The sequence below is a fragment of the Streptomyces sp. NPDC127100 genome (assembly GCF_042724095.1).
In the GTDB taxonomy this organism is placed as follows: domain Bacteria; phylum Actinomycetota; class Actinomycetes; order Streptomycetales; family Streptomycetaceae; genus Streptomyces.
The window spans coordinates 26,257-49,940 of sequence record NZ_JBHXFL010000027.1; the positions used below are offsets into that span (position 1 = coordinate 26,257).

21 protein-coding genes are annotated in these 23,684 nt (G+C 73.6%); 12 read left to right on the plus strand and 9 right to left on the minus strand.

What is annotated here, in order from left to right:
* The first annotated feature begins 116 nt into the window (after positions 1–116).
* The 4 genes from ACFWJB_RS22880 (at position 117) to ACFWJB_RS22895 (ending at position 3,932) form a co-directional block, all read left to right on the plus strand.
* Complete coding sequence (locus ACFWJB_RS22880; RefSeq protein ID WP_386924417.1) at positions 117–1,193, plus strand: polyprenyl synthetase family protein; 1,077 nt, start codon at positions 117–119, stop codon at positions 1,191–1,193.
* A gap of 155 nt (positions 1,194–1,348) precedes the next feature.
* Positions 1,349–1,633 (plus strand): polyprenyl synthetase, encoded by a 285-nt coding sequence (locus ACFWJB_RS22885; protein ID WP_386924419.1) that lies wholly within the window; start codon positions 1,349–1,351, stop codon positions 1,631–1,633.
* Positions 1,626–2,702, plus strand: coding sequence for a polyprenyl synthetase family protein (locus tag ACFWJB_RS22890; RefSeq protein ID WP_386924421.1), 1,077 nt, complete (start codon positions 1,626–1,628; stop codon positions 2,700–2,702). Before ACFWJB_RS22885 ends, ACFWJB_RS22890 begins: the two co-directional genes overlap by 8 nt.
* 72 nt (positions 2,703–2,774) lie before the next feature.
* The gene (locus ACFWJB_RS22895; RefSeq protein WP_385472324.1) at positions 2,775–3,932 is read left to right on the plus strand and encodes an oxygenase MpaB family protein; all 1,158 of its coding nucleotides are present in this window, start codon (positions 2,775–2,777) and stop codon (positions 3,930–3,932) included.
* 71 nt (positions 3,933–4,003) lie between these two features.
* Here ACFWJB_RS22895 and ACFWJB_RS22900 read toward each other — a convergent pair whose 3' ends face one another.
* Positions 4,004–5,104 carry a DUF475 domain-containing protein gene (locus ACFWJB_RS22900; protein ID WP_385472327.1) on the minus strand — a complete coding sequence of 367 codons (1,101 nt, stop codon included), beginning with the start codon at positions 5,102–5,104 and terminating at the stop codon, positions 4,004–4,006.
* Positions 5,105–5,398: 294 nt separating this feature from the next.
* Here ACFWJB_RS22900 and ACFWJB_RS22905 point away from each other — a divergent pair, with 294 nt between their 5' ends.
* From ACFWJB_RS22905 to ACFWJB_RS22915, 3 genes are all read left to right on the plus strand, one after another.
* The gene (locus ACFWJB_RS22905; RefSeq protein WP_385472330.1) at positions 5,399–5,845 is read left to right on the plus strand and encodes a Fur family transcriptional regulator; all 447 of its coding nucleotides are present in this window, start codon (positions 5,399–5,401) and stop codon (positions 5,843–5,845) included.
* Between the two features lie 23 nt (positions 5,846–5,868).
* Entirely contained in the window at positions 5,869–8,085 is a 2,217-nt protein-coding gene (katG, locus tag ACFWJB_RS22910; protein WP_386924424.1) for a catalase/peroxidase HPI, read from the plus strand.
* Positions 8,086–8,162: 77 nt separating this feature from the next.
* Positions 8,163–8,429 (plus strand): hypothetical protein, encoded by a 267-nt coding sequence (locus ACFWJB_RS22915; protein ID WP_385472940.1) that lies wholly within the window; start codon positions 8,163–8,165, stop codon positions 8,427–8,429.
* A gap of 24 nt (positions 8,430–8,453) precedes the next feature.
* Here ACFWJB_RS22915 and ACFWJB_RS22920 read toward each other — a convergent pair whose 3' ends face one another.
* Positions 8,454–9,401: a MerR family transcriptional regulator gene (locus ACFWJB_RS22920; RefSeq protein WP_386924426.1), complete on the minus strand. Its 948-nt coding sequence runs from the start codon at positions 9,399–9,401 to the stop codon at positions 8,454–8,456.
* Between the two features lie 116 nt (positions 9,402–9,517).
* On the opposite strand from ACFWJB_RS22920, the gene ACFWJB_RS22925 reads away from it, so the two are divergent.
* Entirely contained in the window at positions 9,518–11,074 is a 1,557-nt protein-coding gene (locus tag ACFWJB_RS22925) for an alpha/beta fold hydrolase (protein ID WP_386924428.1), read from the plus strand.
* Positions 11,075–11,265: 191 nt separating this feature from the next.
* Positions 11,266–12,936, plus strand: coding sequence for a cellulase family glycosylhydrolase (locus ACFWJB_RS22930; protein ID WP_386924430.1), 1,671 nt, complete (start codon positions 11,266–11,268; stop codon positions 12,934–12,936).
* Positions 12,937–13,009: 73 nt separating this feature from the next.
* On the opposite strand, the gene ACFWJB_RS22935 is transcribed toward ACFWJB_RS22930, so the two are convergent.
* Positions 13,010–13,582 carry a hypothetical protein gene (locus ACFWJB_RS22935; RefSeq protein ID WP_386924432.1) on the minus strand — a complete coding sequence of 191 codons (573 nt, stop codon included), beginning with the start codon at positions 13,580–13,582 and terminating at the stop codon, positions 13,010–13,012.
* Positions 13,583–13,618: 36 nt separating this feature from the next.
* Between ACFWJB_RS22935 and ACFWJB_RS22940 the strand changes: the two genes are divergently transcribed.
* Complete coding sequence (locus tag ACFWJB_RS22940) at positions 13,619–14,308, plus strand: response regulator transcription factor (protein WP_385472934.1); 690 nt, start codon at positions 13,619–13,621, stop codon at positions 14,306–14,308.
* Positions 14,305–15,612: an ATP-binding protein gene (locus ACFWJB_RS22945; RefSeq protein ID WP_386924434.1), complete on the plus strand. Its 1,308-nt coding sequence runs from the start codon at positions 14,305–14,307 to the stop codon at positions 15,610–15,612. Before ACFWJB_RS22940 ends, ACFWJB_RS22945 begins: the two co-directional genes overlap by 4 nt.
* A 6-nt stretch (positions 15,613–15,618) precedes the next feature.
* Here the strand turns inward: ACFWJB_RS22945 and ACFWJB_RS22950 are convergent, their stop codons facing one another.
* Positions 15,619–16,512: a CAP domain-containing protein gene (locus tag ACFWJB_RS22950; RefSeq protein WP_386924436.1), complete on the minus strand. Its 894-nt coding sequence runs from the start codon at positions 16,510–16,512 to the stop codon at positions 15,619–15,621.
* Positions 16,513–16,788: 276 nt separating this feature from the next.
* On the opposite strand from ACFWJB_RS22950, the gene ACFWJB_RS22955 reads away from it, so the two are divergent.
* Positions 16,789–20,163, plus strand: a complete 3,375-nt coding sequence (locus ACFWJB_RS22955) for a pyruvate carboxylase (protein ID WP_386924438.1) — start codon at positions 16,789–16,791, stop codon at positions 20,161–20,163.
* 54 nt (positions 20,164–20,217) lie between these two features.
* On the opposite strand, the gene ACFWJB_RS22960 is transcribed toward ACFWJB_RS22955, so the two are convergent.
* Genes ACFWJB_RS22960 through ACFWJB_RS22980 form a run of 5 tightly spaced genes read right to left on the minus strand, consistent with a single transcriptional unit; the run spans position 20,218 to position 23,682 of the window.
* Positions 20,218–20,544: an antibiotic biosynthesis monooxygenase family protein gene (locus tag ACFWJB_RS22960; RefSeq protein WP_385473605.1), complete on the minus strand. Its 327-nt coding sequence runs from the start codon at positions 20,542–20,544 to the stop codon at positions 20,218–20,220.
* Between the two features lie 25 nt (positions 20,545–20,569).
* A complete protein-coding gene (locus ACFWJB_RS22965; protein ID WP_385473603.1) occupies positions 20,570–21,379 on the minus strand; it encodes an endo alpha-1,4 polygalactosaminidase in 810 nt (269 codons plus the stop codon).
* Complete coding sequence (locus ACFWJB_RS22970) at positions 21,376–22,038, minus strand: spherulation-specific family 4 protein (protein ID WP_385473601.1); 663 nt, start codon at positions 22,036–22,038, stop codon at positions 21,376–21,378. The genes ACFWJB_RS22965 and ACFWJB_RS22970 overlap by 4 nt, the downstream gene beginning before the upstream one ends.
* Positions 22,035–22,961 (minus strand): NAD-dependent epimerase/dehydratase family protein, encoded by a 927-nt coding sequence (locus ACFWJB_RS22975; RefSeq protein ID WP_386924441.1) that lies wholly within the window; start codon positions 22,959–22,961, stop codon positions 22,035–22,037. Before ACFWJB_RS22975 ends, ACFWJB_RS22970 begins: the two co-directional genes overlap by 4 nt.
* A 7-nt stretch (positions 22,962–22,968) precedes the next feature.
* On the minus strand, positions 22,969–23,682 hold the full coding sequence (locus tag ACFWJB_RS22980) for an NDP-sugar synthase (RefSeq protein ID WP_385473231.1): 714 nt from the start codon (positions 23,680–23,682) through the stop codon (positions 22,969–22,971).
* Between the last annotated feature and the right edge of the window lie 2 nt (positions 23,683–23,684).

Genomic DNA, 23,684 nt, shown 5'->3' on the forward strand with positions numbered 1-23,684 from the left:
CGTCGGTACCCGCCCGTGCACCGGCCGACCGCAAGTGACGGACAATGACCGGCGTGTTGCCGACCCCGGTCGCGCGCATGTCGCTTTCGCACCGAACCCACACGGAGGACTTCGCCATGACCGAGCAGCCACTGGACCGCGCCGCACGGTACGAGCGCGAGTTCAGCACGCTCTTCGCGGAGTTCTTCGACACACTGGGCACGACACTGGACACGCCGGCCTTCAGCCGCTTCACCCCGGACTGCCTGGAACTCCTGCGCGACCTGTCCCTGCGCGGCGGCAAGCGGATGCGGGTCGTGCTGCTGCACGAGGCCGCGCGTCTGGTACGCGACGACACGCCGGCCGAGGCGCTGAACGCCGCCGCACTGAGCATCGAACTGCTCCAGACGCACGGCCTGGTGCACGACGACCTCATCGACGACAGCGCCACCCGCCGGGGCGGCCCCTCCACTTACTACGCCTACCGGGAGCGGTTCCCCCGCCACCCGCGGGCCGCGCTCGGGCTCACCGTCCTCGCCGGCGACCTCGCACTCGCCCTCTCGCTGCGGGTGCTCCTCGACGCCGGGCTCCCGGCCGGGCTGCGCCGGGCCATGACCGAGGTCCAGGTCCGGGCCGCGACCGACACCTTCGTCGGCCAGATCGCCGACCTGGAACGCGACTTCGGCCCCGCGGAGCCCGACGAGGAGGTTCTGCACGACGTCGCCGACCACAAGTCGGCCCGCTACTCGGTCCTCGCCCCGCTGCGCCTCGGACTCCTGGCCGCGGGCGAACAACCGGACGCCGACGACGCCGAGTTGCGCCGCTACGCGCGGCTGGTCGGCATCTGCGGGCAGATGCGCGACGACTACCTCGACCTGTTCGGCGACGCGGCGGTCATGGGCAAGCCGACCGGCACCGACCTCCGCGAGGGGAGGCGCAGTTACACCGTCGCCCGCCTGCTGTCCGCCGTGAGCGGCACGGAGCGCGCGGTGGTGGCGGAGGCGCTCGGCGACCCGGACTGCACACCCCGGACCGTCGCCGCCGTCCGGGAGATCGGCGAACGCCACGGAGTGGCCGACGGCATGCGGGCGGACATGCGGCGCTGCGCGGAGCAGGCCGCGCTCGTGGCGTCCGGCTGGCGCCCGCGCCGGCGCGAGGAGGCGGTCGCCTTCTTCGAGCGGCTGCCGCTGTGGAGCATCGAGCGGGACAGGTGACCGGCCCGGCCCTCGCCGCCCGCCCCTGACACCTGTTCCCCGTGTCCCTCGTAGGAGGATTCGGGGACCCCCGGCCCCGGGGCCGCCGTCATGATCGGAACGGATGCGCCGCCGACCAGGCACATCCATGAAGACGCCACCACTGGGGGAGAACCATGACGCACGCGACGCCGCGCGGCTCGGACCGGGAGGACCAGGCGGTGCTGCTGGTCGCCGGAATCGCGGATCTGGCGGTGAGCACGGCGGGCTCGGCGATGGGCGCGCTGCGAGGGCTGCTGCGCCGCTCCGACACCGCCGACCTGGTGCGGGAGGCGGACCGGGACCTGCGGGCGCGGGGCAGGCTGGCCCTGGACCGCTGCACCGGCGTGCCGCCCGCCCACCTCGAGGTGCTGGCCCGGCACGTGCTGGCGCGGCGCGCCGCCGAGGACGTCGATGTCTGACCGCTGGGACCCGGCCGCCTTCCGGACACGCGTCGACGGCGTGCTGCGCGGCTTCCTCGCGCAGGAGGCGGACGAGCTCATGGCGATCGACGAGGCCCTCGCTCCCGTGGCCGGACAACTGCGCGTCGCGGCCGGACACGGCAAACGGCTGCGTGCCGCCTTCTGCTACTGGGGCTGGCGTGCGGCCGGCCAGCCCGACAGCGACGCCCTGCTGCGTGCGGCGGCCTCCATGGAACTGGTGCACGCCGCGGCCGTCGTCCACGACGACCTCATCGACGACAGTGCCCTGCGCCACGGCCGGCCCACGGCCCACGTCGCCCTGGAGACGTCCCTCGGCACCACCGCGCGGGGAGCCGGTGACGACCGCGACCGGGTCCGCTCCGCCGCCCGCTCCCTGGCCCTGCTGGTCGGGGACCACCTGATGGCCCTCGCGGGCCGGCTCTTCACCGACTGCGGCCTGCCTGCCGCCTACCTCGCCCGCGCCCGGGGCCTGTGGGCCGGGCTCGCCCGCGAACTCGTCGCCGGCGAGTGCCTGGAGATCCTGCACACCGGCGGCCGGCCGGACACGGGTACCTCCCTGAAGGTCGTCCGCTACAAGACCGCCAAGTACACCGTCGAGCACCCGCTGCTCCTCGGCGGACTGCTCGCCGGCGCCTCCCGGGCACTGCGCGACGGCTACTCCGCCTACGGTCTGCCGCTCGGCGAGGCCTTCCAGCTCCGCGACGACCTGCTGGGCCTGTTCGGCGACCCGGACCGCACCGGCAAGGCCGCCCTGGACGACCTGCGCACCCACCGGCCCACCGCGCTGCTCGCCGAGACCTGGCGGTCCGCCGACACCGCCCAGCGGGAACGGCTGCGCCGGGTGCTGGGCCGGCGCGACCTGGACGGGAGCCACCTGGAGGACGTCCGCGACCTCATGCGGGAACTGGGGGCCCCGCAGCGCATCGAGCGGATGATCCTCACCCGGGTGGAAGCGGCCACCCGTGCCCTGGACGACGTCGAAGTGTCACCGGGTGCGCGCCGGGCCCTGCACGACCTCGCCCGGCGGGCGACCGACCGCGTCCACTGACCCGCCCGACGGCCTGCCGTCCCTCACCCCCTGCCACGCCGAGCCGAGCCGCACCGAGCCGAGGAGACCGTGATGACCTTCACCGAGACGTCGATGGACGCCCTGCGCCGCCACGGCGACGAACTGGCCGACGCCGTCGTCGCCACCCTCTTCGAACGCGGCGAGGTCGGCAAGTTCAACTCCCTGATGCGCTACGTCTCCACCGCGGGCCAGGAACTGCCCGCCGGACTTCCCGGAGTGGCCCGGGAGTACCTCCGGGTGACCGGCACCCCGCCGGACTGGGTGGACTGGGCCGAGATGGAGAAGGCCCGGCTGTTCTTCATCGACAACAACGTGCACATCTCCACCGCCCTGTCCTTCGCGTCCATGCCCGCCTGCTACCTCGTCCCGCACGTGGCCAGGCTGCTGTCGGCCACCCACGGGCTGAGCTATCCCTCCAAACGGATGGCGGAGACCGGCCAGTTCACCGTGTACCTGATGCAGCCCGACGCCTTCGAGGCGGGCGGCCGCTTCATCCCGGCCGCCCAGAAGGTCCGCCTGCTGCACGCCGCGATCCGCCACCACCTGAAGCGGGAGAACCGCTGGGACTCCGACACCCTCGGCGTGCCGATCTGCCAGGAGGACATGATCGGCGGGCAGATGTTCTTCTCCCTGCTCGTCCTGGACAGCCTGCACCGACTCGGCATCCACCTGTCCGAGGAGGGAGCCGACGCCTACTTCTACGCCTGGCGGGTGGTCGGCGCCATCCTCGGCGTCGACCAGGACGCCGTGCCCCGCACGCTCGAGGAGGCACGGCAGTTCCTCGACCTGTACATGGTGCGCCACATGGGCCCCTCCGAGGAGGGCACGCACCTGACCCGGCAGCTCATCGACCTCTACGAGGAGGTCGTCCCCGGCACCCTCTTCGACCCGGTCGTCTCCGCCCTGATCCGCCACCTCGTCGGCGACACCTGCGCCGACTGGCTCGAGGTGCCCCGCACCCCGTGGGACACCCTCGTCAAGGCGGCCCCGCACCTCCTCGGCGTGCTGGAGACGATCGAGGACCGCTCACCGCTCGGCGCCTGGGCACTGGACCGGCTCGGTCACCTCACCACGGTCCTCGAACTGTCCTCCCTCACCCGCGGACGCGTCATGCACTACGCGATCCCCGAGCAGCTGAAGAAGGAGTACGGCGTCCGCGGTGCGCCCCGCACCCACCGCTGGACCCCGCCGCCGGCCACCGTCTCCTGAACGGCGCGGGCGCGGGCGCCGGGCGACGGACGCCGGGACGACCGCCGGCACCGCGAGAACGCAGTACGCCGTCAGCCCGCGTCGGCGAGCGCCTTGTTGCGGCGCACGGAGGACCAGAAGGACCAGCCGATCAGAACCACGCCGATGAGACCGGTGACGATCTCACTGATCTGGTACTGGATGGTCACGAGGAGGATCACGGCGAGGGCGCCGATGGCGTAGTGCGCGCCGTGCTCCAGGTAGACGTAGTCGTCCAGCGTGCCCTGACGGACCAGGTAGACGGTCAGGGACCGCACGTACATGGCGCCGATGCCGAGGCCGAGGGCCATCAGGACGATGTCGTTGGTGATGGCGAAGGCGCCGATGACACCGTCGAAGGAGAACGACGCGTCCAGGACCTCCAGGTAGAGGAACATGAAGAACGCGGCCTTGCCGGTCAGGGCGACCGCCGGGCGGGCCCCGCCGGAGCGCTCGGCCTCCTCCTCGGCCTCGTGCTCGCGTTCCTCCTCCGCCTCGAGCCGGTTCTCGAAGTACCCGGAGAGGCCGCGGACGACCATGTAGGTGATCAGACCGGCGATCCCGGAGACCAGCACCGTCTGCGCCTTGTCGGCATGGGTGCCACCGTGCTGGTGGGCGTGCGCGGCGAAGGTCATGGAGGAGACCAGCAGCACGATCAGGGCGACGCAGACCGAGAGCATGTCGACCCTGCCGAGCTTCGCCAGCGGCCGTTCGAGGGCGCCCAGCCACTTGATGTCCCGGTCCTCCAGGATGAAGTCCAGGAAGATCATCAGCAGGAACATGCCGCCGAACGCGGCGATCGACGGGTGGGCGTCCGTGACCAGCTGCTGGTAGCGGTCCTTGTCGGTGAGCGCGAGGTGGACGGCGTTCCATGGACTCAGCCGGGCGCTGATGGCCACGATGACGACCGGAAAGACCAGGCGCATGCCGAAGACGGCGATCAGGATGCCGACGGTGAGGAAGATCTTCTGCCAGAAGGCGTTCATCTTCTTCAGGATCCCGGCGTTGATCACCGCGTTGTCGAAGGACAACGAGATCTCCAGGACGGCCAGGATGGCCACCAGGCCGAGGGCGGTCCAGCCGTCGTAGAGGACCCCCGCGGCGAGGCCGAGGGCAGTGACGGCGAACGCCCAGCGGAACGTTTTCAAAAGCACGGGCCACTCATTCCTGTCGTCGCGCTGTGCCGGTCGCGGCATGTCCTGAGCCAGTGCCCACCACGCACGTTGTCTACCACGATCGTCCGCCCTCACGGTGGATGCGTGGGCGGGGCGGTCCGCGGGTACCCGCCCACGCGGGATGGTGCGGGGCATGGCGGCGCGGCAAGGGACGGCCGCGTCGCCACCCGCGGTCCGTTCCCCGTTCTCCGGGCAGCCCCTTCGCGGCCGTCCTCCGAATGGAATCGTTCGTTTCCTTGAGGACCTCCGGTTTACCGGAGTAGGTTCACCGCCATGACCGCCTCCCGGAGCACGGCCACAGCCGAGGAACTGCGCGGGGCAGGACTGCGGGTGACCGCCGCCCGTGTCGCGCTGCTCGAGACCGTCCGGGCGGGCGATCACCTCGGCGTGGAGGCGCTCGCCTCCGGGGTGCGCGACCGGGTGGGCCACGTGTCCCTCCAGGCCGTGTACGAGGCCCTGCACGCCCTCGCCGCGGCCGGGCTAGTCCGGCGCATCCAACCGCCCGGCAGCCCGGCCCTGTTCGAAGGGCGTGTCGGGGACAACCACCACCACGTCGTGTGCCGGTCGTGCGGTGCCCTCGCCGACGTCGACTGCGCCGTCGGCGAGGCACCCTGCCTGACCGCGTCCGACGACCACGGCTTCGCGATCGACGAGGCCGAGGTCGTCTACCGGGGCCTGTGCCCCGACTGCTCCACCCCCCGTACGTCCCCCGCACCGTGAACCGCCCCGTTCGGAAGGAACCCATGTCCGAGAACCACGACGCCATCGTGACCGACGCCAAGACCGAGGAGTCGGGTGGCTGTCCGGTCGCCCACAACCGCGCCGCCCACCCGACCCAGGGCGGCGGGAACCGTCAGTGGTGGCCGGAGCGGCTCAATCTGAAGATCCTCGCGAAGAACCCCGCCGTGGCCAACCCGCTGGGCGAGGAGTTCGACTACGCCGAGGCGTTCAAGGCCCTCGACCTGGCCGCCGTAAAACGCGACATCGCCGAGGTGCTGACCACCTCGCAGGACTGGTGGCCCGCCGACTTCGGCAACTACGGCCCGCTGATGGTCCGGATGGCCTGGCACAGCGCGGGCACCTACCGCATCAGCGACGGCCGCGGGGGCGCCGGGGCTGGCCAGCAGCGCTTCGCCCCGCTCAACAGCTGGCCCGACAACGGCAACCTCGACAAGGCCCGCCGCCTGCTGTGGCCGGTCAAGAAGAAGTACGGCCAGAGCATCTCCTGGGCCGACCTGCTGGTCCTCACCGGCAACGTCGCCCTGGAGCAGATGGGCTTCGAGACCTTCGGTTTCGCCGGCGGCCGCGCCGACGTCTGGGAGGCGGAGGAGGACGTCTACTGGGGCCCCGAGACCACCTGGCTCGACGACCGCCGCTACACCGGCGACCGCGAGCTGGAGAATCCGCTGGGCGCGGTCCAGATGGGCCTGATCTACGTCAACCCGGAGGGCCCCAACGGCAACCCGGACCCGCTCGCCGCCGCCCGCGACATCCGTGAGACGTTCCGCCGCATGGCGATGAACGACGAGGAGACCGTCGCGCTGATCGCCGGCGGACACACCTTCGGCAAGACCCACGGCGCCGGTCCGGCCGACGCCGTCGGCGCCGACCCCGAGGCCGCCTCCATGGAGGAGCAGGGTCTGGGCTGGCGGAGCACCCACGGCACGGGCAAGGGCGCGGACGCCATCACCTCCGGCCTGGAGGTCACCTGGACCACGACCCCGACCCAGTGGGGCGACGGGTTCTTCAAGAACCTCTTCGAGTACGAGTACGAGCTCGAGCAGAGCCCGGCCGGCGCCAACCAGTGGGTGGCCAAGGACGCCCCGGAGATCGTCCCCGACGCGCACGACCCGTCGAAGAAGCACCGTCCGAGGATGCTCACCACCGACCTGTCGCTGCGCTTCGACCCGGTCTACGAGCCGATCTCCCGCCGCTTCTACGAGAACCCCGGGGAGTTCGCGGACGCCTTCGCCCGCGCCTGGTACAAGCTGACCCACCGCGACATGGGACCGAAGTCCCTCTACCTCGGCCCGGAGGTCCCCGAGGAGACCCTGCTGTGGCAGGACCCGCTGCCCGAGGCCGAGGGCGAGACCATCGGCGCCGAGGACGTCGCGACCCTGAAGACCAAGCTCCTCGAGTCCGGTCTGTCCGTCTCGCAGCTGGTGTCCACCGCGTGGGCCTCGGCGTCCACCTTCCGCGGCAGCGACAAGCGCGGCGGGGCCAACGGCGCCCGCATCCGCCTGGCGCCGCAGCGCGGCTGGGAGGTCAACGAGCCCGACGAGCTGGCGCAGGTCCTGCGGGTCCTGGAGGGCGTCCAGCGGGAGTTCAACTCCGGCGCCAGGAAGGTCTCCCTGGCCGACCTGATCGTCCTGGGCGGCTCCGCCGCCGTCGAGAAGGCCGCGAAGGAGGCCGGGTTCCAGGTGGAGGTGCCGTTCGCCGCGGGCCGTGTGGACGCCACGGAGGAGCACACCGACGCCGAGTCCTTCGAGGCGCTCGAGCCGACCGCCGACGGCTTCCGCAACTACTACGGCAAGGGCAACCGGCTGCCGGCCGAGTACCTGCTGCTCGACCGGGCCAACCTGCTCACCCTGAGCGCGCCCGAGATGACCGTCCTGGTCGGTGGCCTGCGGGTCCTGGGCGCCAACCACCAGCAGTCCCAGCTCGGTGCCTTCACCCGGACGCCCGGCTCGCTCACCAACGACTTCTTCGTCAACCTGCTCGACCTGGGCACGACGTGGAAGGCGACGTCCGAGGACCAGACCGCGTTCGAGGGCCGTGACGCGGTCACCGGCGAGGTCAAGTGGGCCGGCAGCCGCGCCGACCTGGTCTTCGGATCCAACTCCGAGCTGCGCGCCCTCGCGGAGGTCTACGCCTGCGACGACGCGAAGGAGAAGTTCGTGCACGACTTCGTCGCCGCCTGGGTCAAGGTCATGAACCTCGACCGCTTCGACCTGGTCTGACGACCGCGACGCCCGGGCCGGCCTTCCGCCGGCCCGGGCGTCGCGCGTTGTCAGTGGCGGATGCGAGGCTGCTCGTCATGGATGAGGTGGAGTTCATGCGAGGCCGGGTCTACGGCGCCGACCACGAGAGCCCCGGGCCGCGGCCGGGACGCGCGTACGCGCAGCTGGTCGGCGGCCCGCTGGACGGTCTGCTGCTGGACGTCACGGACCTCGCCGAGGACGAGCGCGGCCGGGGCGTCACCCTGGCGACGGAGATAGGCCGCTACGGTCCGGGAGGCCGGTCCGCCTACGGGCCCAGGCCGGGCGACCCCCGCCGCTTCGACTGGCGGGGCGACGTCCCCTGACCGGACCTCACACGGGCCGGCCGCTCAGGCCGCCGCGGTCGCGGTCTGCGCCTCCAGAGCGGCCAGCAGCCAGTCGTGCGCGGCACCGGGCGTCGGCTCCGGCCGGGCGCCCGGCCGGGTGATCACCTCGGCCACCAGCTCCCAGTAGCGGTCGATGCGCGGGTCCGAGGCGAGCTGCCGGGCCAGCAGACGGCGGAAGTCCGGGGTGTCGCGGACGCCGTACGCGCTCGTGTAGGCGCTCACGAAGCAGTCCAGGGCCTCACCCGCGTGCGGGCCGGCGCCCCGGCGCAGCCGTACCCCCGCCAGCTCGTAGGCCTCGGCCAGTCCCGCGTACAGCACCGCGGCACCGCCTGTCCCGGAGGCCCGGTGCGCCTCGGGCTGCGGCTGGGCGGTGCCCTGGCAGGGGGCGAGCGTGAGGGCGTTGAGCCGGGCGAAGGCGAGGACCTGGGCGGGGGCCGGGTCGTCGGGCGGCTGGGGCACCGCCACCTCCAGGAACGCGGCGGTCGACCGCGCAGGCATCCGCGGCGGCAGCCAGCCGCGCCAGAAGCGGACCAGCGGCGCCGTGCTCGGTGGAGCGGCCACCGCGCCGACCAGCCGCAGCCGGTCGGCCCGCTCCCCGGGCGGACACTCCTGCACCAGCCGCAGCGCGGCCTCCCGCCAGCGCAACGCCCTGAGCTCGGAGCCTACTTCCCGCAGCCGTCCGGCGACGGCGTCCTCCAGTACGCCGCTCGCCCCGTCCTCCTCGTCGAGCACGCGGCGCACCTCCGGCACGGCCAGTCCGAGGGCGCGCAGCGAGCGGATGAGGCGCAGCCGGCCGAGCGCCTCCGGGCCGTACCGCCGGTGCCCGCCGGCACTGCGGGAGGCCTCCGGCAGCAGGCCGCGGTCGGAGTAGAAGCGGACGGTCTTGACCGAGACGCCCGCCCGTTCGGCGAGCTCGCCGATGCCGCACAGTCCGTCGCGCGAAGTGAACACTTGAACCTCCCTCAGGGGGAGTTCCTACCGTACCGGCGGGCGCGGACGGCCGGCCGGGCCGGTCCGCGGACGAGCAGCGGACCGCGGTCCGCGCGATCGCGTACGGAGGAGACACCATGACCGCGTTCGTCCTCGTGCCGGGCATGTTCACCGGCACACACGTGTGGGAGGAGACCGTGGCGCACCTGACCGCCGCGGGCGCCGGGGCGTATCCGGTGCCCCTCACCGGCCTCGACGGGCCGCCCGGCGGCGCGGCGGCCGGCACCGACCTGGAGACGCACATCGCGGACGTCCTCGCGGTGATCGACGCGGTCGGACCGGAGAACGGAGCGACGGGGGACGGCGGGCAGGAAGACGGGGGGCGGATCGTGCTGGTCGGCCACGACTACGGCATCCACCCCGCGCTCGGTGCCGCCGGCCGGCGGGCGGAGCGGATCGACCGGATCGTGTACCTGGACTCGGCGATGCCGCGGGACGGCGTCCCGGCCCTGGCCGCCGTACCCGACGGGGCGCTGCGCGAGCGGCTGGCCGCGCGTGCCGGGGGCGGGGGAGCGGACCCCGAGGGGGAGTTGCCGGCTCCGGCCCGGGACGAGTGGGAGCGCTGGGGCAGCACGGCGGGCCTCGCCGACGCCGCGCTGGACCGGCTCACCGCCCTCGCCGCCCCGCAGCCGCTCGGCACCCTGCTCCAGCCGCTCCGGCTGACCGGCGCGGTGACCGGGGTGCCCACCACCGGCGTCCTGTGCACCGGCAACGGCGCGAGCATCGAGATGGTCCGGATGCTGGCGGGCATGGGCGATCCCGCCCTGCGAGCCCTCGTCGATCCCCGGGTGACCTTCTTCGAACTCGCCACCGGGCACTGGCCGATGCTGTCCTGCCCCGACCGCCTGGCGGACGTGCTGCTGCGGGCCGCCGCCGGCGAGGGACACCGACTGGAGCCGGCCGGCCCGGCCGAACCGCCCGCCCACCTGAGGCCGTTCCTGCTGGACCTGCCCGTGGTCACCGCGGAGCGGACGGGGAACGTCGACCTCTACCTGCCCGACGCCGACGGTCCGCGCCCCGCGGTGGTGTTCGTGCACGGCGGCCCGGTACCCGCCGACGCCCGGCCGGGCCCGAGGGACTGGCCCGCGCTGACCGGGTACGCCGGGTTCGCGGCCGTCAACGGAGTGGTGGGCGCGGTCGTCGCCCACCGGCTGCACGACCTCGCCGACTACGAGCGGGCCGCCGCGGACGTGGCCGGCGCGGTGGAGCGGATCCGGGCCGACCCCCGGGTGGACGCGGACCGCGTCGCGCTGTGGTTCCTCTCGGGCGGCGGGCTCATCACCGCCGACTGGCTGGACGCGCCCCCGCCCTGGCTGCGCTGCCTCGCGGCCACTTACCCGGTCCTGGCTCCCCTGCCGAACTGGGGGATGTCCGGCACCCGGTTCCACCCGGTGCGCGCGGTGACGAAGGCCGGCGGGCTGCCCGTGGTCCTCACCCGGGTGGGCCTGGAGATGCCCGAGATCGCCGCCGGCGTCGAGGAGTTCCTGGCCGCGGCCCGGGACTGCGGGGCCCGCGTGGAGGTGGTCGACGTGCCGCACGGCCACCACGGCTTCGAGACGCGGGACCCGACCGACGAGTCGCGCGACGCCGTCCGCCGGGCGATGAGCGCGGTACTGGAGCACCTGCGGCCGTGAAGCGCCGCGCCACGGCCCGGTGGACCGGGGACGCGCCCGTCCGCGGGGCCGTGGCAGGTGCCGTGGAGGAAGTGACCGGACGGGGCGCCGTACGCACGACGTCTTGACGTGTACGCGACCCAATGCGTTTATGGGAGCGCTCCCATATGGCTGTGTCCGCGTCACCCTTCCCTCACGCCCCTGGAGTCGCCGTGAGAACAACAGGAACCGCTCTCCGCAGCAACCCCGTGCCCCGCCTCTGGGCCGCACTGGCGGCCCTGGTCGGTATCGCCGTCGTCGGTGCCCTGTGCCCCGCCGTCGCGCAGGCCGCCCCGCCCCCGGCCCCCGTCACCGCCGGTCTGCACATCAGCGGCGGCCGGCTGCTGGAGGCCGACGGCAACGACTTCGTCATGCGCGGGGTCAACCACGCCCACACCTGGTACCCGGGAGAGACCCGGTCGCTGGCCGACATCAAGGCGCTCGGCGCCAACACCGTCCGGGTCGTCCTGTCCGACGGCCACCGCTGGAGCGAGAACGGCCCGGCGGACGTGGCGGCCGTCATCGGCCAGTGCAAGGCCAACCGGCTGATCTGCGTCCTGGAGGTGCACGACACCACCGGCTACGGCGAGGACGCGGCGGCCGGCACGCTCGATCACGCCGCCGACTACTGGATCGGGCTGAAGGACGTGCTCGCCGGCGAGGAGGGCCACGTCGTCGTCAACATCGGCAACGAGCCCTGGGGCAACACCGATCCGGCCGGCTGGACCGCGCCCACCGTCGCGGCCGTCAAGAAGCTGCGCGCCGCCGGCCTCGAGCACACGATCATGGTGGACGCGCCCAACTGGGGCCAGGACTGGCAGGGCGTCATGCGGGACAACGCCCGCACCGTCCGCGACGCCGATCCCACCGGCAACCTGCTCTTCTCCATCCACATGTACAGCGTCTTCGACACCGCCCAGGAGATCACCGACTACCTGCACGCCTTCACCGACGCCGGACTGCCCCTGGTCATCGGCGAGTTCGGCGGCCCCGCCGACCAGTACGGCGACCCCGACGAGGACACCATGATGGCCACCGCCGAGCAACTGGGCCTCGGTTACCTCGCCTGGTCCTGGAGCGGCAACACCGACCCGGTCCTCGACCTCGCGACCGGCTTCGACCCCGGCCGCCTCAGCGCCTGGGGCGAGCGCGTCTTCCACGGCGCCGACGGCATAGCACGGACCGCGAAGGAAGCGACCGTCTACGGCGACGGCGCCCCGGAGGACACCCAGGCCCCCACCGCCCCCGGCACCCCGACCGTGGCCTCCGTGACGGGCACGTCCGTCACCCTCGCCTGGACCGCGGCCACCGACGACGTCGGCGTCACCGGCTACGAGGTGGTCCGCGTCGCCGGCGGCACCGAGACCACGGTCGCCACGAGCACCACCGGCACCGCCACCCTGACCGGCCTCACCCCGGGCACCGCCTACTCCTTCGCCGTCCGCGCCCGCGACGCGGCGGGCAACCGCTCGGCCCGCTCCGCGACCGTGGACGTCACGACGAACGGGGGCGGCACCCCCGGCGCCACCTGCTCGGTCGGATACCGCGTCGTGGGCGAGTGGCCGGGCGGCTTCCAGGGCGAGATCGCCATCCGCAACACCGGCGCCGCACCCCTCGGCACCTGGACGCTCGCCTTCGCCTTCGCCGACGGCCAGAGCATCACCAACATGTGGGGAGGCACTCCCACCCAGAACGCCGGCGCGGTGAGCGTCGCCCCCGCCTCCTACACCTCCACCATCCCCGCAGGCGGGACCGTCACCCTCGGGTTCACCGCCCGCAAGGGCGCCGCGAACACCGCCCCGACCGCGTTCAGCCTCAACGGCGGGGCCTGCGCCACCGCCTGACCGGACCCGCCCTCCCCGGCCGTCCGGAGGCCCCCCTCCGGCCGGCCGGCCGGCACCGAACGCGCGCGACAGGTCAGAACGAGACCTCGCGCACACTGGCCTGGCTGCGCGGCTCGGTCGTCGCGGTGATCTCCGACCGGTGGCGGCTCGCCGAGAAGGTCACCGTCAGCGTCTCGGCCGCGCTCTGGCTCGTGCTGACCGTGAATCCCTGCTCCGGCACCGCCGACACCAGGCACACCCCGCCGCTGCCGAAGCGCACGGTCACCCTGCCGCCCTCCGACGGCACCGTGTAGACGCCCGAACCGTCCTCCTCGCACCCCCGCTCGCCCCCGCCCGCCGGGGGCTGCCGGGTGGTCGCGGGGGCGGTCGGCGTCGTCGGCGCGGGGCTCGGCTCGCGCGGCTCCTCGCGGGTACGGGAGGGGGCCGGGCGGGGTTTCTCCACGGTGGGCGAAGGACTGGGGGAGGGCTTGGCGCTCGGCGACGGCGTCGGCCGCGGCGGCACCGGAAGGTCCTGCGGCGCCGACTGCGCCACCGGCGCGGTGGGCCGGGTCGAGCCCACCACGAAGTGGATCGTGATGATGACGGCCGTGATGCTGGCGGCCGTGCACGACAGCCAGATGATCAGGTAGCGCAGGAGGCGGGACACGACACCATAGTGACGGACCGGCTAACGTGCCTGCCCATGGCCTGTGTACTCGTCGTCGAGGACGACCCCGTGATCCGGACCGCGCTGATAGAGGTGCTGACCGGACACGGCTACGCGGTCAAGACCGCTCACCAGGGTTTCGAGGCGCTGCGCGAGATCACCCGGACTCCGCCGGACATCGTGGTCCTCGATCTGGGGCTGCCCGATCTCGACGGCCTGGACGTGCTCCGTATGATCCGGGGCATCTCCCGCGTCCCCGTGCTGGTCGCCACCGCGCGGGACGACGAGACCGAGATCATCCGGCTGCTCAACGCCGGCGCCGACGACTACCTGGTGAAGCCGTTCTCGGGCGGCCAGCTCGCGGCCCGCCTCGCCGCCGTGCTCCGCCGGTCGGCGCCCGCCGGCAACCGCGCCGCGCCGCCGCCCGTCCTGCGGATCGCCGACCTGCGCATCGACCCCACCGCCCGCACCGCCCATCTCGCGGACCGCGAACTTCCCCTGACCCGCCGTGAGTTCGACCTGCTCTCCTACCTGGCCGCCCACGCCGACCAGGTCATCTCGAGACAGCGGATACTCACCGAGGTGTGGCAGCAGCCGTATCTGGAGGACCAGACGGTCGACGTCCACCTCTCCGCCCTCCGCCGCAAGATGGGCGAGAAGGCCCGCAAGCCCCGCTACCTGCAGACCGTGCGCGGCATCGGCATCAAACTGGTCAGCTCGCCATGAGACGCGCCCTCGCCGGTATCGCCCTCGCCGTCACCTCGATGGTGGCCCTGTCCTTCCTCGTCCCGCTCGCGCTCCTCGTCCGTGAACAGGCCCGCGACCGCGTCACCACCGCCGCCGAGCAGCGGGCCGCCGCACTCTCCCCGGTGCTCGCCCTCACCACCCGGCGCGCGGACGTGCAGCAGGCCGTCACCGAACTCGACTCCTCCGACCAGCTGGCCGTGCGGCTGCCCGACGGCAACTTCGTCGGTACCCCGCACGCGCCCGAGGAGGCGCTCGACCGGGCCGTGAGCGGCCGCGAGACACTCGCCGTGGACACCGCCGACGGCTGGGTCTACCTCCAGCCCGTCGTCCTGCGCGGCGACCGGGTCGCCGTCGTGGAGGCCCACGTGCCGTCGGCGGACCTCACCCGCGGCGTGGCCGCCTCCTGGGGCGTGATGGCGCTGCTCGCGCTCGGCCTGGTCGGTGGCTCGGTGCTGGTCGCCGACCGGCTCGGCGCCCGCGTCGTCCGGTCCTCCCGGAGCCTGAAGCGAGCCTCGCTGGCCCTCGGATCGGGCGACCTGGAGGTCCGCGTGGAACCGGACGGCCCGCCCGAGCTGCAGGAGGCCGGCGTGGCGTTCAACACCATGGCCGACCGGGTCGTCGACCTGCTGGCCGTCGAACGCGAACTGGTCGCCGACCTCTCCCACCGGCTGCGCACCCCGCTGACCGCGCTGTACCTGGAGGCCGACCGGATGGGCGCGACGGCCGGTGCCCGGCGGGTCGCCGAGGCGGCCGGCCAGCTGGAGAGCGAACTCGACTCGATCATCGCCGCCGCCCGCACGCCCCTGGCCGCCGCGCAGCCCGGCCGCGGAACCGGCACGGCGAAACCCTGCGACGCGGCCGAGGTGGTCGCGATGCGCCTGGACTTCTGGTCGGTCCTCGCCACCCAGCAGGGCCGCCCCTACGAGCGTTCCCTGACCCCGCGCCCCACGCCGGTCGCCTTCCCCGAGGACGACCTGGCGGCCGTCGTCGACGCCCTGATCGGCAACGTCTTCCGGCACACCCCCGAGGGCACCGGCTTCGCGGTCCGAGTGGAACGCGCCGACCGTCACGTGCTCCTCACCGTGGACGACGCCGGCCCGGGCGTCGCGGATCCCGGGGCCGCGCTCACCCGGGGCGTCAGTGTCGGCGGTTCCACCGGACTGGGCCTGGACATCGTGGCCCGGGCGGCCCGCGCGGCGGACGGCGAGCTGACGATCACCCGCGCACCGCTCGGCGGCGCCAGGGTGCGGGTGTCGTTCGTGCTCGCCGGAGGGGGCCGCTGACCGGCGTCAGCGGCCCGCGCCGAAGTCCTGCGTCCACCAGGGACCGCCGTCGCCGAAGTGCACGCCGACCCCCAGCTCCTTGAAGGAGCAGTTGAGTATGTTCGCCCGGTGCCCGGGGCTGTTCATCCAGGACTCCATCACCGAGGCGGCGTCGGACTGCCCCCTGGCTATGTTCTCGCCCAGCGTGGACCACGCGTAGCCGGCCGCCTCGACGCGGCTCGTCATGGTGGAGCCGTCCGGACCGGTGTGGGACATCACCCCGCTCGCGGCCATGACGTCGCTGTAGTCGTCGGCGGCCCGGGTCAGCCGGTCGTTCGCGGTGACCGGCGAGCAGCCGGCCGAGGCCCGCTCCTCGTTGACGAGCGCGAGGACCTGCGCCTCGGCCCCGCCCGCCCCGCCGGAACCCGAGCCCGAGCCCGAACCGGCTCCCGACCCCGAGCCCGACCCCGAGCCCGACCCCGAGCCGCTGCCGGACCCCGTGCCGGCGCCTCCGCCGGCGGCATGACCGGAGCCGCTCTTCACCGTGGTCCGGGCCGGAGCGGTGGACACGGGGCCGGTCTTCTTCGTCCGCCCGGCGGACGGGCTCGCCGTCCCCGACGGCTCGCCGCCGGGCGTGGCACTCACCCGGGGCGAGGCGCTCGCCGTGACGCCCGGGCTCGCCGACGGGGAGACCGGCGCCGCCGCGCCCCCCGCCGCCTCCTCGACGTTCGGCCCCTCACCGGCGGCGCTCGTCGTGACCCGGTCCGCCGGCCTGCCGTCGTCGCCGCCGGAGACGGCCAGCGTGATCCCGACCCCCGCCGTGACGGCGACGCCGAGCACCAGCACGGTGCCGCGCTTCCGCAGTCCGCGGTGGGGACGTGCGTGGGAACGGGCGGGGCGGGCGGCTCGGCGGGAACCCATGCGCAGGACACCTCGGCTTGTCGGTCGGCGTAGGAGACCCCGGTGGGCGCCTGGGCGCCCACCGGGACTGTGGGGGGTTGCCGAGAGCCTAGGGCGGGCACGGTGCCGATACGGCACCTCGAAGGTCATCTTCAAGAAGCCTTAAGAAAGCCGACAGAGTCCGCTGAGGAAACCGGAGCGCCGGACGAGGATCCGGAGTGGCCCGGCTCACATGGCGTACCGGCGGTGCCACCGACACCATGGTCTTTTGTCACCGGCAGGTCGAAGGGATCCACCATGTTCCGCAAGGTGCTGGTCGCCAACCGCGGCGAGATCGCGATCCGCGCGTTCCGCGCCGGCTATGAGCTGGGCGCGCGCACCGTCGCGGTCTTCCCCCACGAGGACCGCAACTCGCTGCACCGGCTGAAGGCCGACGAGGCGTACGAGATCGGCGAACCGGGGCACCCGGTGCGCGCCTACCTCTCCGTCGACGAGATCGTCCGCGCGGCACGCCGCGCGGGGGCGGACGCGGTCTATCCGGGCTACGGGTTCCTGTCCGAGAATCCCGAGCTGGCCCGGGCGTGCGAGGAGGCGGGCATCACGTTCGTCGGCCCGAGCGCGCAGATCCTGGAGCTGACCGGGAACAAGGCCCGCGCCGTGGCCGCCGCCCGCGAGGCCGGAGTGCCGGTCCTGGGTTCCTCCGCCCCCTCCACCGACGTCGACGAACTCGTCCGCGCCGCCGACGGCATCGGCTTCCCCGTGTTCGTCAAGGCCGTGGCGGGCGGCGGCGGACGAGGCATGCGCCGCGTCGAGGAACCGGCGCAGCTGCGCGAGGCCATCGAGGCCGCGTCCCGCGAGGCCGCGTCCGCCTTCGGCGACTCCACGGTCTTCCTGGAGAAGGCGGTCGTCGAACCCCGGCACATCGAGGTCCAGATCCTCGCCGACGGCCAGGGCGAAGTCATCCACCTGTTCGAGCGGGACTGCTCGGTGCAGCGCCGCCACCAGAAGGTGATCGAGCTGGCGCCCGCCCCCAACCTCGACCCGCGGCTGCGCGAGCGGATCTGCGCGGACGCCGTGAACTTCGCGCGGCAGATCGGCTACCGCAACGCCGGCACCGTGGAGTTCCTCGTCGACCGGGACGGCAACCACGTCTTCATCGAGATGAACCCGCGCATCCAGGTCGAGCACACCGTGACCGAGGAGGTCACCGACGTCGACCTCGTCCAGTCCCAGCTGCGCATCGCCGCCGGGGAGACGCTGGCCGACCTCGGTCTCGCCCAGGAGGACATCACCCTGCGGGGCGCCGCCCTCCAGTGCCGCATCACCACCGAGGACCCCGCCAACGGCTTCCGCCCGGACACCGGCACGATCAGCGCCTACCGCTCGCCCGGCGGCTCGGGCATCCGCCTCGACGGCGGCACCACCCACGCCGGTACGGAGATCAGCGCGCACTTCGACTCGATGCTGGTCAAGCTCTCCTGCCGGGGCCGGGACTTCGCCACCGCCGTGAACCGCGCCCGGCGGGCCGTGGCCGAGTTCCGCATCCGGGGCGTCGCCACCAACATCCCCTTCCTCCAGGCGGTGCTGGACGACCCCGACTTCCAGGCCGGGCAGGTCACCACGTCGTTCATCGAGCAGCGCCCGCACCTGCTCACCGCCCGGCACTCCGCCGACCGCGGCACGAAGCTGCTGACCTACCTCGCCGACGTCACGGTCAACAAGCCGCACGGCGAACGCCCCGAACTGCCCGACCCGCTGACCAAGCTGCCGCCGCTGCCCGCCGGTGAACCCCCGGCCGGTTCCCGGCAGCTGCTCACCGAGCTCGGCCCCGAGGGCTTCGCCCGCCGGCTGCGCGAATCGCCCGCCATCGGCGTCACCGACACCACGTTCCGCGACGCCCACCAGTCGCTGCTCGCCACCCGGGTGCGCACCAAGGACATGCTCGCCGTCGCCCCCGTGGTCGCCCGCACCCTGCCGCAGCTGCTGTCCCTGGAGTGCTGGGGCGGCGCCACCTACGACGTCGCCCTGCGCTTCCTCGCCGAGGACCCGTGGGAGCGGCTGGCAGCCCTGCGCGAGGCGGTGCCGAACATCTGCCTCCAGATGCTGCTGCGCGGACGCAACACCGTGGGCTACACCCCGTACCCGACCGAGGTCACCGACGCCTTCGTACAGGAGGCGGCGGCCACCGGCATCGACATCTTCCGCATCTTCGACGCCCTCAACGACGTCGACCAGATGCGGCCCGCCATCGACGCCGTACGCGAGACCGGCACGTCGATCGCGGAGGTGGCCCTGTGCTACACCGCCGACCTGTCCGACCCGTCGGAGCGGCTCTACACCCTCGACTACTACCTGCGGCTCGCCGAGAAGATCGTGGACGCGGGCGCCCACGTGCTGGCCGTCAAGGACATGGCCGGCCTGCTGCGCGCACCGGCAGCCGCCACCCTGGTGTCCGCGCTGCGCCGCGAGTTCGACCTGCCGGTGCACCTGCACACCCACGACACCACCGGCGGCCAGCTCGCCACCTACCTCGCCGCGATCCAGGCGGGCGCCGACGCGGTGGACGGGGCGGTGGCGTCCATGGCGGGCACCACCTCGCAGCCCTCGCTGTCGGCGATCGTCGCCGCCACCGACCACACCGAGCGGCCCACCGGCCTCGACCTCCAGGCCGTCGGCGACCTGGAGCCCTACTGGGAGAGCGTCCGCAAGGTCTACGCACCCTTCGAGGCGGGCCTGGCCTCGCCGACCGGCCGCGTCTACCACCACGAGATCCCCGGCGGCCAGCTCTCCAACCTGCGCACGCAGGCCATCGCACTGGGTCTCGGCGACCGCTTCGAGGACATCGAGGCGATGTACGCCGCCGCCGACCGCATGCTGGGCCGGCTGGTGAAGGTCACGCCCTCCTCCAAGGTGGTCGGCGACCTGGCCCTCCACCTGGTGGGCGCCGGTGTCTCCCCGGCGGACTTCGAGGCGGACCCCGACCGCTTCGACATTCCCGACTCCGTCATCGGGTTCCTGCGCGGCGAGCTCGGCACCCCGCCCGGCGGCTGGCCCGAACCGTTCCGCAGCAAGGCGCTGCGGGGCCGCGCCGAGGCGAAGCCGGTGGCCGAGCTGGGCGCCGACGACCGCACCGGGCTGGCCAAGGACCGCCGGGCGACGCTCAACCGGCTGCTTTTCCCCGGCCCGGCGCGCGAGTTCGACGCCCACCGCGGCACCTTCGGCGACACCAGCGTCCTGGACAGCAAGAACTTCTTCTTCGGGCTGCGCCCGGGCAAGGAGTACACGGTCGACCTCGACCCGGGCGTCCGTCTGCTCATCGAGCTGCAGGCCATCGGCGACGCCGACGAACGGGGCATGCGCACCGTGATGTCGACCCTCAACGGCCAGCTGCGGCCCATCCAGGTCCGCGACCGCGCGGCGGCCTCCGACGTCCCGGTCACCGAGAAGGCCGACCGGGCCAACCCCGGCCATGTGGCGGCGCCGTTCGCCGGCGTGGTGACCCTCGCCGTCGCGGAGGGCGACGCGGTGGAGGCCGGTGCCACCGTGGCCACGATCGAGGCGATGAAGATGGAGGCCACCATCACCGCGCCCAGGTCCGGCACCGTCGGCAGGCTCGCCATCAACCGCATCCAGCAGGTGGAGGGCGGCGACCTCCTCGTCGAGCTGGGCTGACGCGACGGCGCCGGCACCCGCGGCCGAATCCGGTCGCGGGCGCCGGCGCCGCGGTCACGCGCCCTTCGGAGCCGCCTGCTGCACCACCTCGAACGACCACAGGGTGGAGCCGCTCGCCGCCGGCCGGGGACGCTCGCCGCCCTCCGCGCCGCCCTGGTGCGCCGTCTTCATGGGGCCCTCCATCCAGGCCTGGAAGGACGCCTCGTCGCGCCACCGCGTGTAGACGAGGTAGGTGTCGGTGCCCTCGACGGGGCGCAGGAGCTCGAACCACTCGAAGCCGTCGGAGTTCTCCACGGCGTGGGCACGCGAGGCGAAGCGCTTCTCCAGCGTCTCGCGCTGCTCGGCCGGCACGGTCAGTACGTTGATCTTGACTACGCTCATGGCTCCATCCTGCCGCACCCCGTGGTCAGCAGGCCCGGCGCCAGACCCCGAGCTCCGGTTTCTTCAGCATCGAGGACAGCCCCAGCCGGCGCGACTGCGGGCAGAAGCGGCCGGTCGGCTCGGCGTACTCGACGTGGAAGACCGCCTTGCCGGCCTCGATGAACGGCGTGAGCCGCTCGCACTCGCCGTACTGCGCGCACTCCTCGTTGACCGCGAAGTCGAAGTCGTGCACCAGTTGCGGGATCTGCGGCAGGTCGTTCTTCAGGCCGACGGACAGGCCCCGCTCGTGGGCGATCTCCGCGATCATGCGGTTGTACGCGAGCTGGTCCCGCGCCGTGAGCGGGAAACCGGTCTCGTTGCCGAAGCCCTCCACCAGATCGGGCTCCACCGCGTCGAACCCCTTGTCCCGGCACATGTCGAACCGCCGCTCCATGATCGGCCGGAGCACCCGGATGCGGCGGATGTCGAGCCACCGCTCGCCCTGCCAGCCGTTGGGCGCGCCCAGCACCGCCCGGGGGAAGTCGTCCCTGTCCGGGCGGAAGCTCTCCCAGGCGCCCACGTTGACGTAGCAGATCACCTTGCGGCCGGCGCGGTGGAGCCGGGCCACGTCCGCCGCGTCGTTCTCGAAGCCGTCGATGTCGTAGACCGGTACGTCGGCCGAGGGATCCACCCTGCCGTCGAGCTGCCACTGCCAGGCCAGCCCGGGGCGCGGCTGCCACCGTTCCCCGCGGGGCGCGGGCGCCGGCCCGCGGTCCTCGCCGCCCCCGCCGCCCGCACAGCCGGCCACCACCGCGAGGAGCAGGGCCGTCAGCAGCGCGGCCGGCCCCCGCCTCATCGCCGTGCCCCGGTCAGTACGGGCGTCAGCCGGGCCCACGGGTTGGGCGGCTCGCCCGTCACGGGCCCGCTGACCGCGGCGCCCCGCTCGCGGGCGGTGCGCACGGCGAGCGGGGCGAGGGCCTCGGGCACGCCGTACACCAGGTGGCAGAACCGCTCGGGCGGGTGCCGGCGCGTCCAGTCGGGCCGGCTGAACGCCGACACGTAGGTGGACCAGGGGCCCTCGAAGGTGACGACCAGGTCGGCGAGCCGGGCATAGCCGGGCGCCGGATGGACCCCCGGGTTCAGCACGACGCACGTCGTGCCCTGCCGCCGCAGCACGCGCACCAGTGCCTTGTGGGCGGGCAGTTCGCTCCTCGCGGCACTCACCCGGTCCAGGAAGCACCCGTCGGCCGCGTACCACTCCCGGTGCCGCCGGGCGTCCTCGACGACCTCCGCCGCGGGACGGGTGCCGTAGTCCGTGTCGACGTAGCCGAGCAGCCGGGCGCCCGCCGCGCGCAGCGCCCCGGCCGCCGCGGTGAACGCCGGGTCGGGCGCCTCGCCCGGCCCGTCCGCCGGGTTCAGGACGACACCGTACGTGCGGTCGGCCGCCGTGATCAGGCGGTGCCAGGCGCCCGGGTCCTCGGCGGGGTGGACGTACAGCGGGATCAGCAGGCTCACGACGGGACGTCACTTTCGGCGCGGAGGGACGGTGCCGGTGAGCCGCCCGACCACAGCGCGGACAGGGAGTCACCGAGGGTGTACGACGGTTCCCAGCCGAGCGCGGCCCGCGCGGCGGAGATGTCGGAGCACTGCCAGGACACCTGCCCGGAACGGACGGACCCGGCACCCTGCTCCACGATCCGCCCGCGGAAACCGGCCCGCCGCGCCAGCAGCCGCACCATTTCGCGCACCGGCACGGCGTCCCCGCCGCCGACGTTGAGCACCCCGGGCAACGGGCCGGTCGCGGTCACCGCCCGTTCGGCCGCCCCCGCGACGTCGCGGACGTCGACGAAGTCCCGGTACGCCGACAGGTCGCCGAGCCGGAGCACCGCGTCCGGGCCCGGGCCCGCCTCGCGCAGCAGCGCGGCGACCCGGCCGGGCAGACCGGTCGGCGGGGCGCCGGGCCCCACCGGGTTGCCGACCCGCAGGACCACCGCGTCCAGGCCGGACGCGCCGACCGTGACCGTCCCCGCCAGCTTGGTGGCCCCGTAGGCGGTGAGGGGGCGGGTGGGCGCCGACTCCGGCACCTTGACGTGCGGCGCGCCCGGCCCGTACTCGGCGGCCGAGCCGAGATGGACCAGGCGGGCCGCGGGGCGCGCCCGGCGCAGCGCCTCGCACAGGACGGCGGGGCCACGGGCGTTGAGCTCGGCGAGCGTCACCGCGTCGCCGCCGGTGGCGCCCGCGCAGTTCACGACGGCGTCGGGAGCCGCCGACGCCAGGGTCCGGGCGAGCCGGTCGACCGGGTCGGTGGCGAGGTCGACCGGCACGTCGGCGGCCGGTGAGCGGCCGGCGCCGAGGACCCGCGTGCCCGGCAGGGCACGGAGCCGCTCGGCGACATGGGCGCCCAGATAGCCGGTGAAGCCCACAACGAGGATGCGCATGCGGTGCTCAGGCTCCCTTGAGCAGCAGGGACTTGCGGCTGGTGAACTCCGCGTTGGCGCGGTCGTAGTCGTCCGGGCGGCCGATGTCGAGCCAGTAGCCGTCGAACTCGTAGGCGTGCGGCGGGTCGCCGGCCCGCAACAGGTCCAGCACCAGCTCGTCGAAGCCCAGGGGCAGGCCTGCCGTGTAGCCGTCGAGGGTCGACCGGGACAGCCCGTACACGCCCATGGAGACGCGGTAGTCCATGCTGGGCTTCTCGGTGAACGCGACGACCTTGCTGGCGTCGGTGGTCAGTACCCCGAAGTCGATGTGCACCTTGCGGGCGTACGTGGCGATCGTCAGCGGGGCACCGGAGGCCTCGTGCCGGCGCAGCACGTCGGCGTAGTCGAGATCGGTGAGGATGTCGCCGTTCATCACCAGGAAGTTCTCCGGCAGGCGCTCGCGCATCGTCAGCAGCGGCCCCATCGTGCCCAGCGGGCTCTCCTCCGTGGAGTAGTCCACGGTCAGGCCCCACTGGGAGCCGTCGCCGACATAGGCGCGGATGATCTCACCGAGGTGGCCTATGGCGATCGTGCAGCCGGTGAACCCGGCCGAGGCGAGCTGCCGCAGGACGATCTCGAGGATGGCGTGCTGGTCGCCGATGGGCACGAGCGGCTTGGGCAGCGCGGTGGTGTAGGGCCGCAGCCGGACGCCCTTGCCCCCGGCCAGGATCACTGCGTGCATGA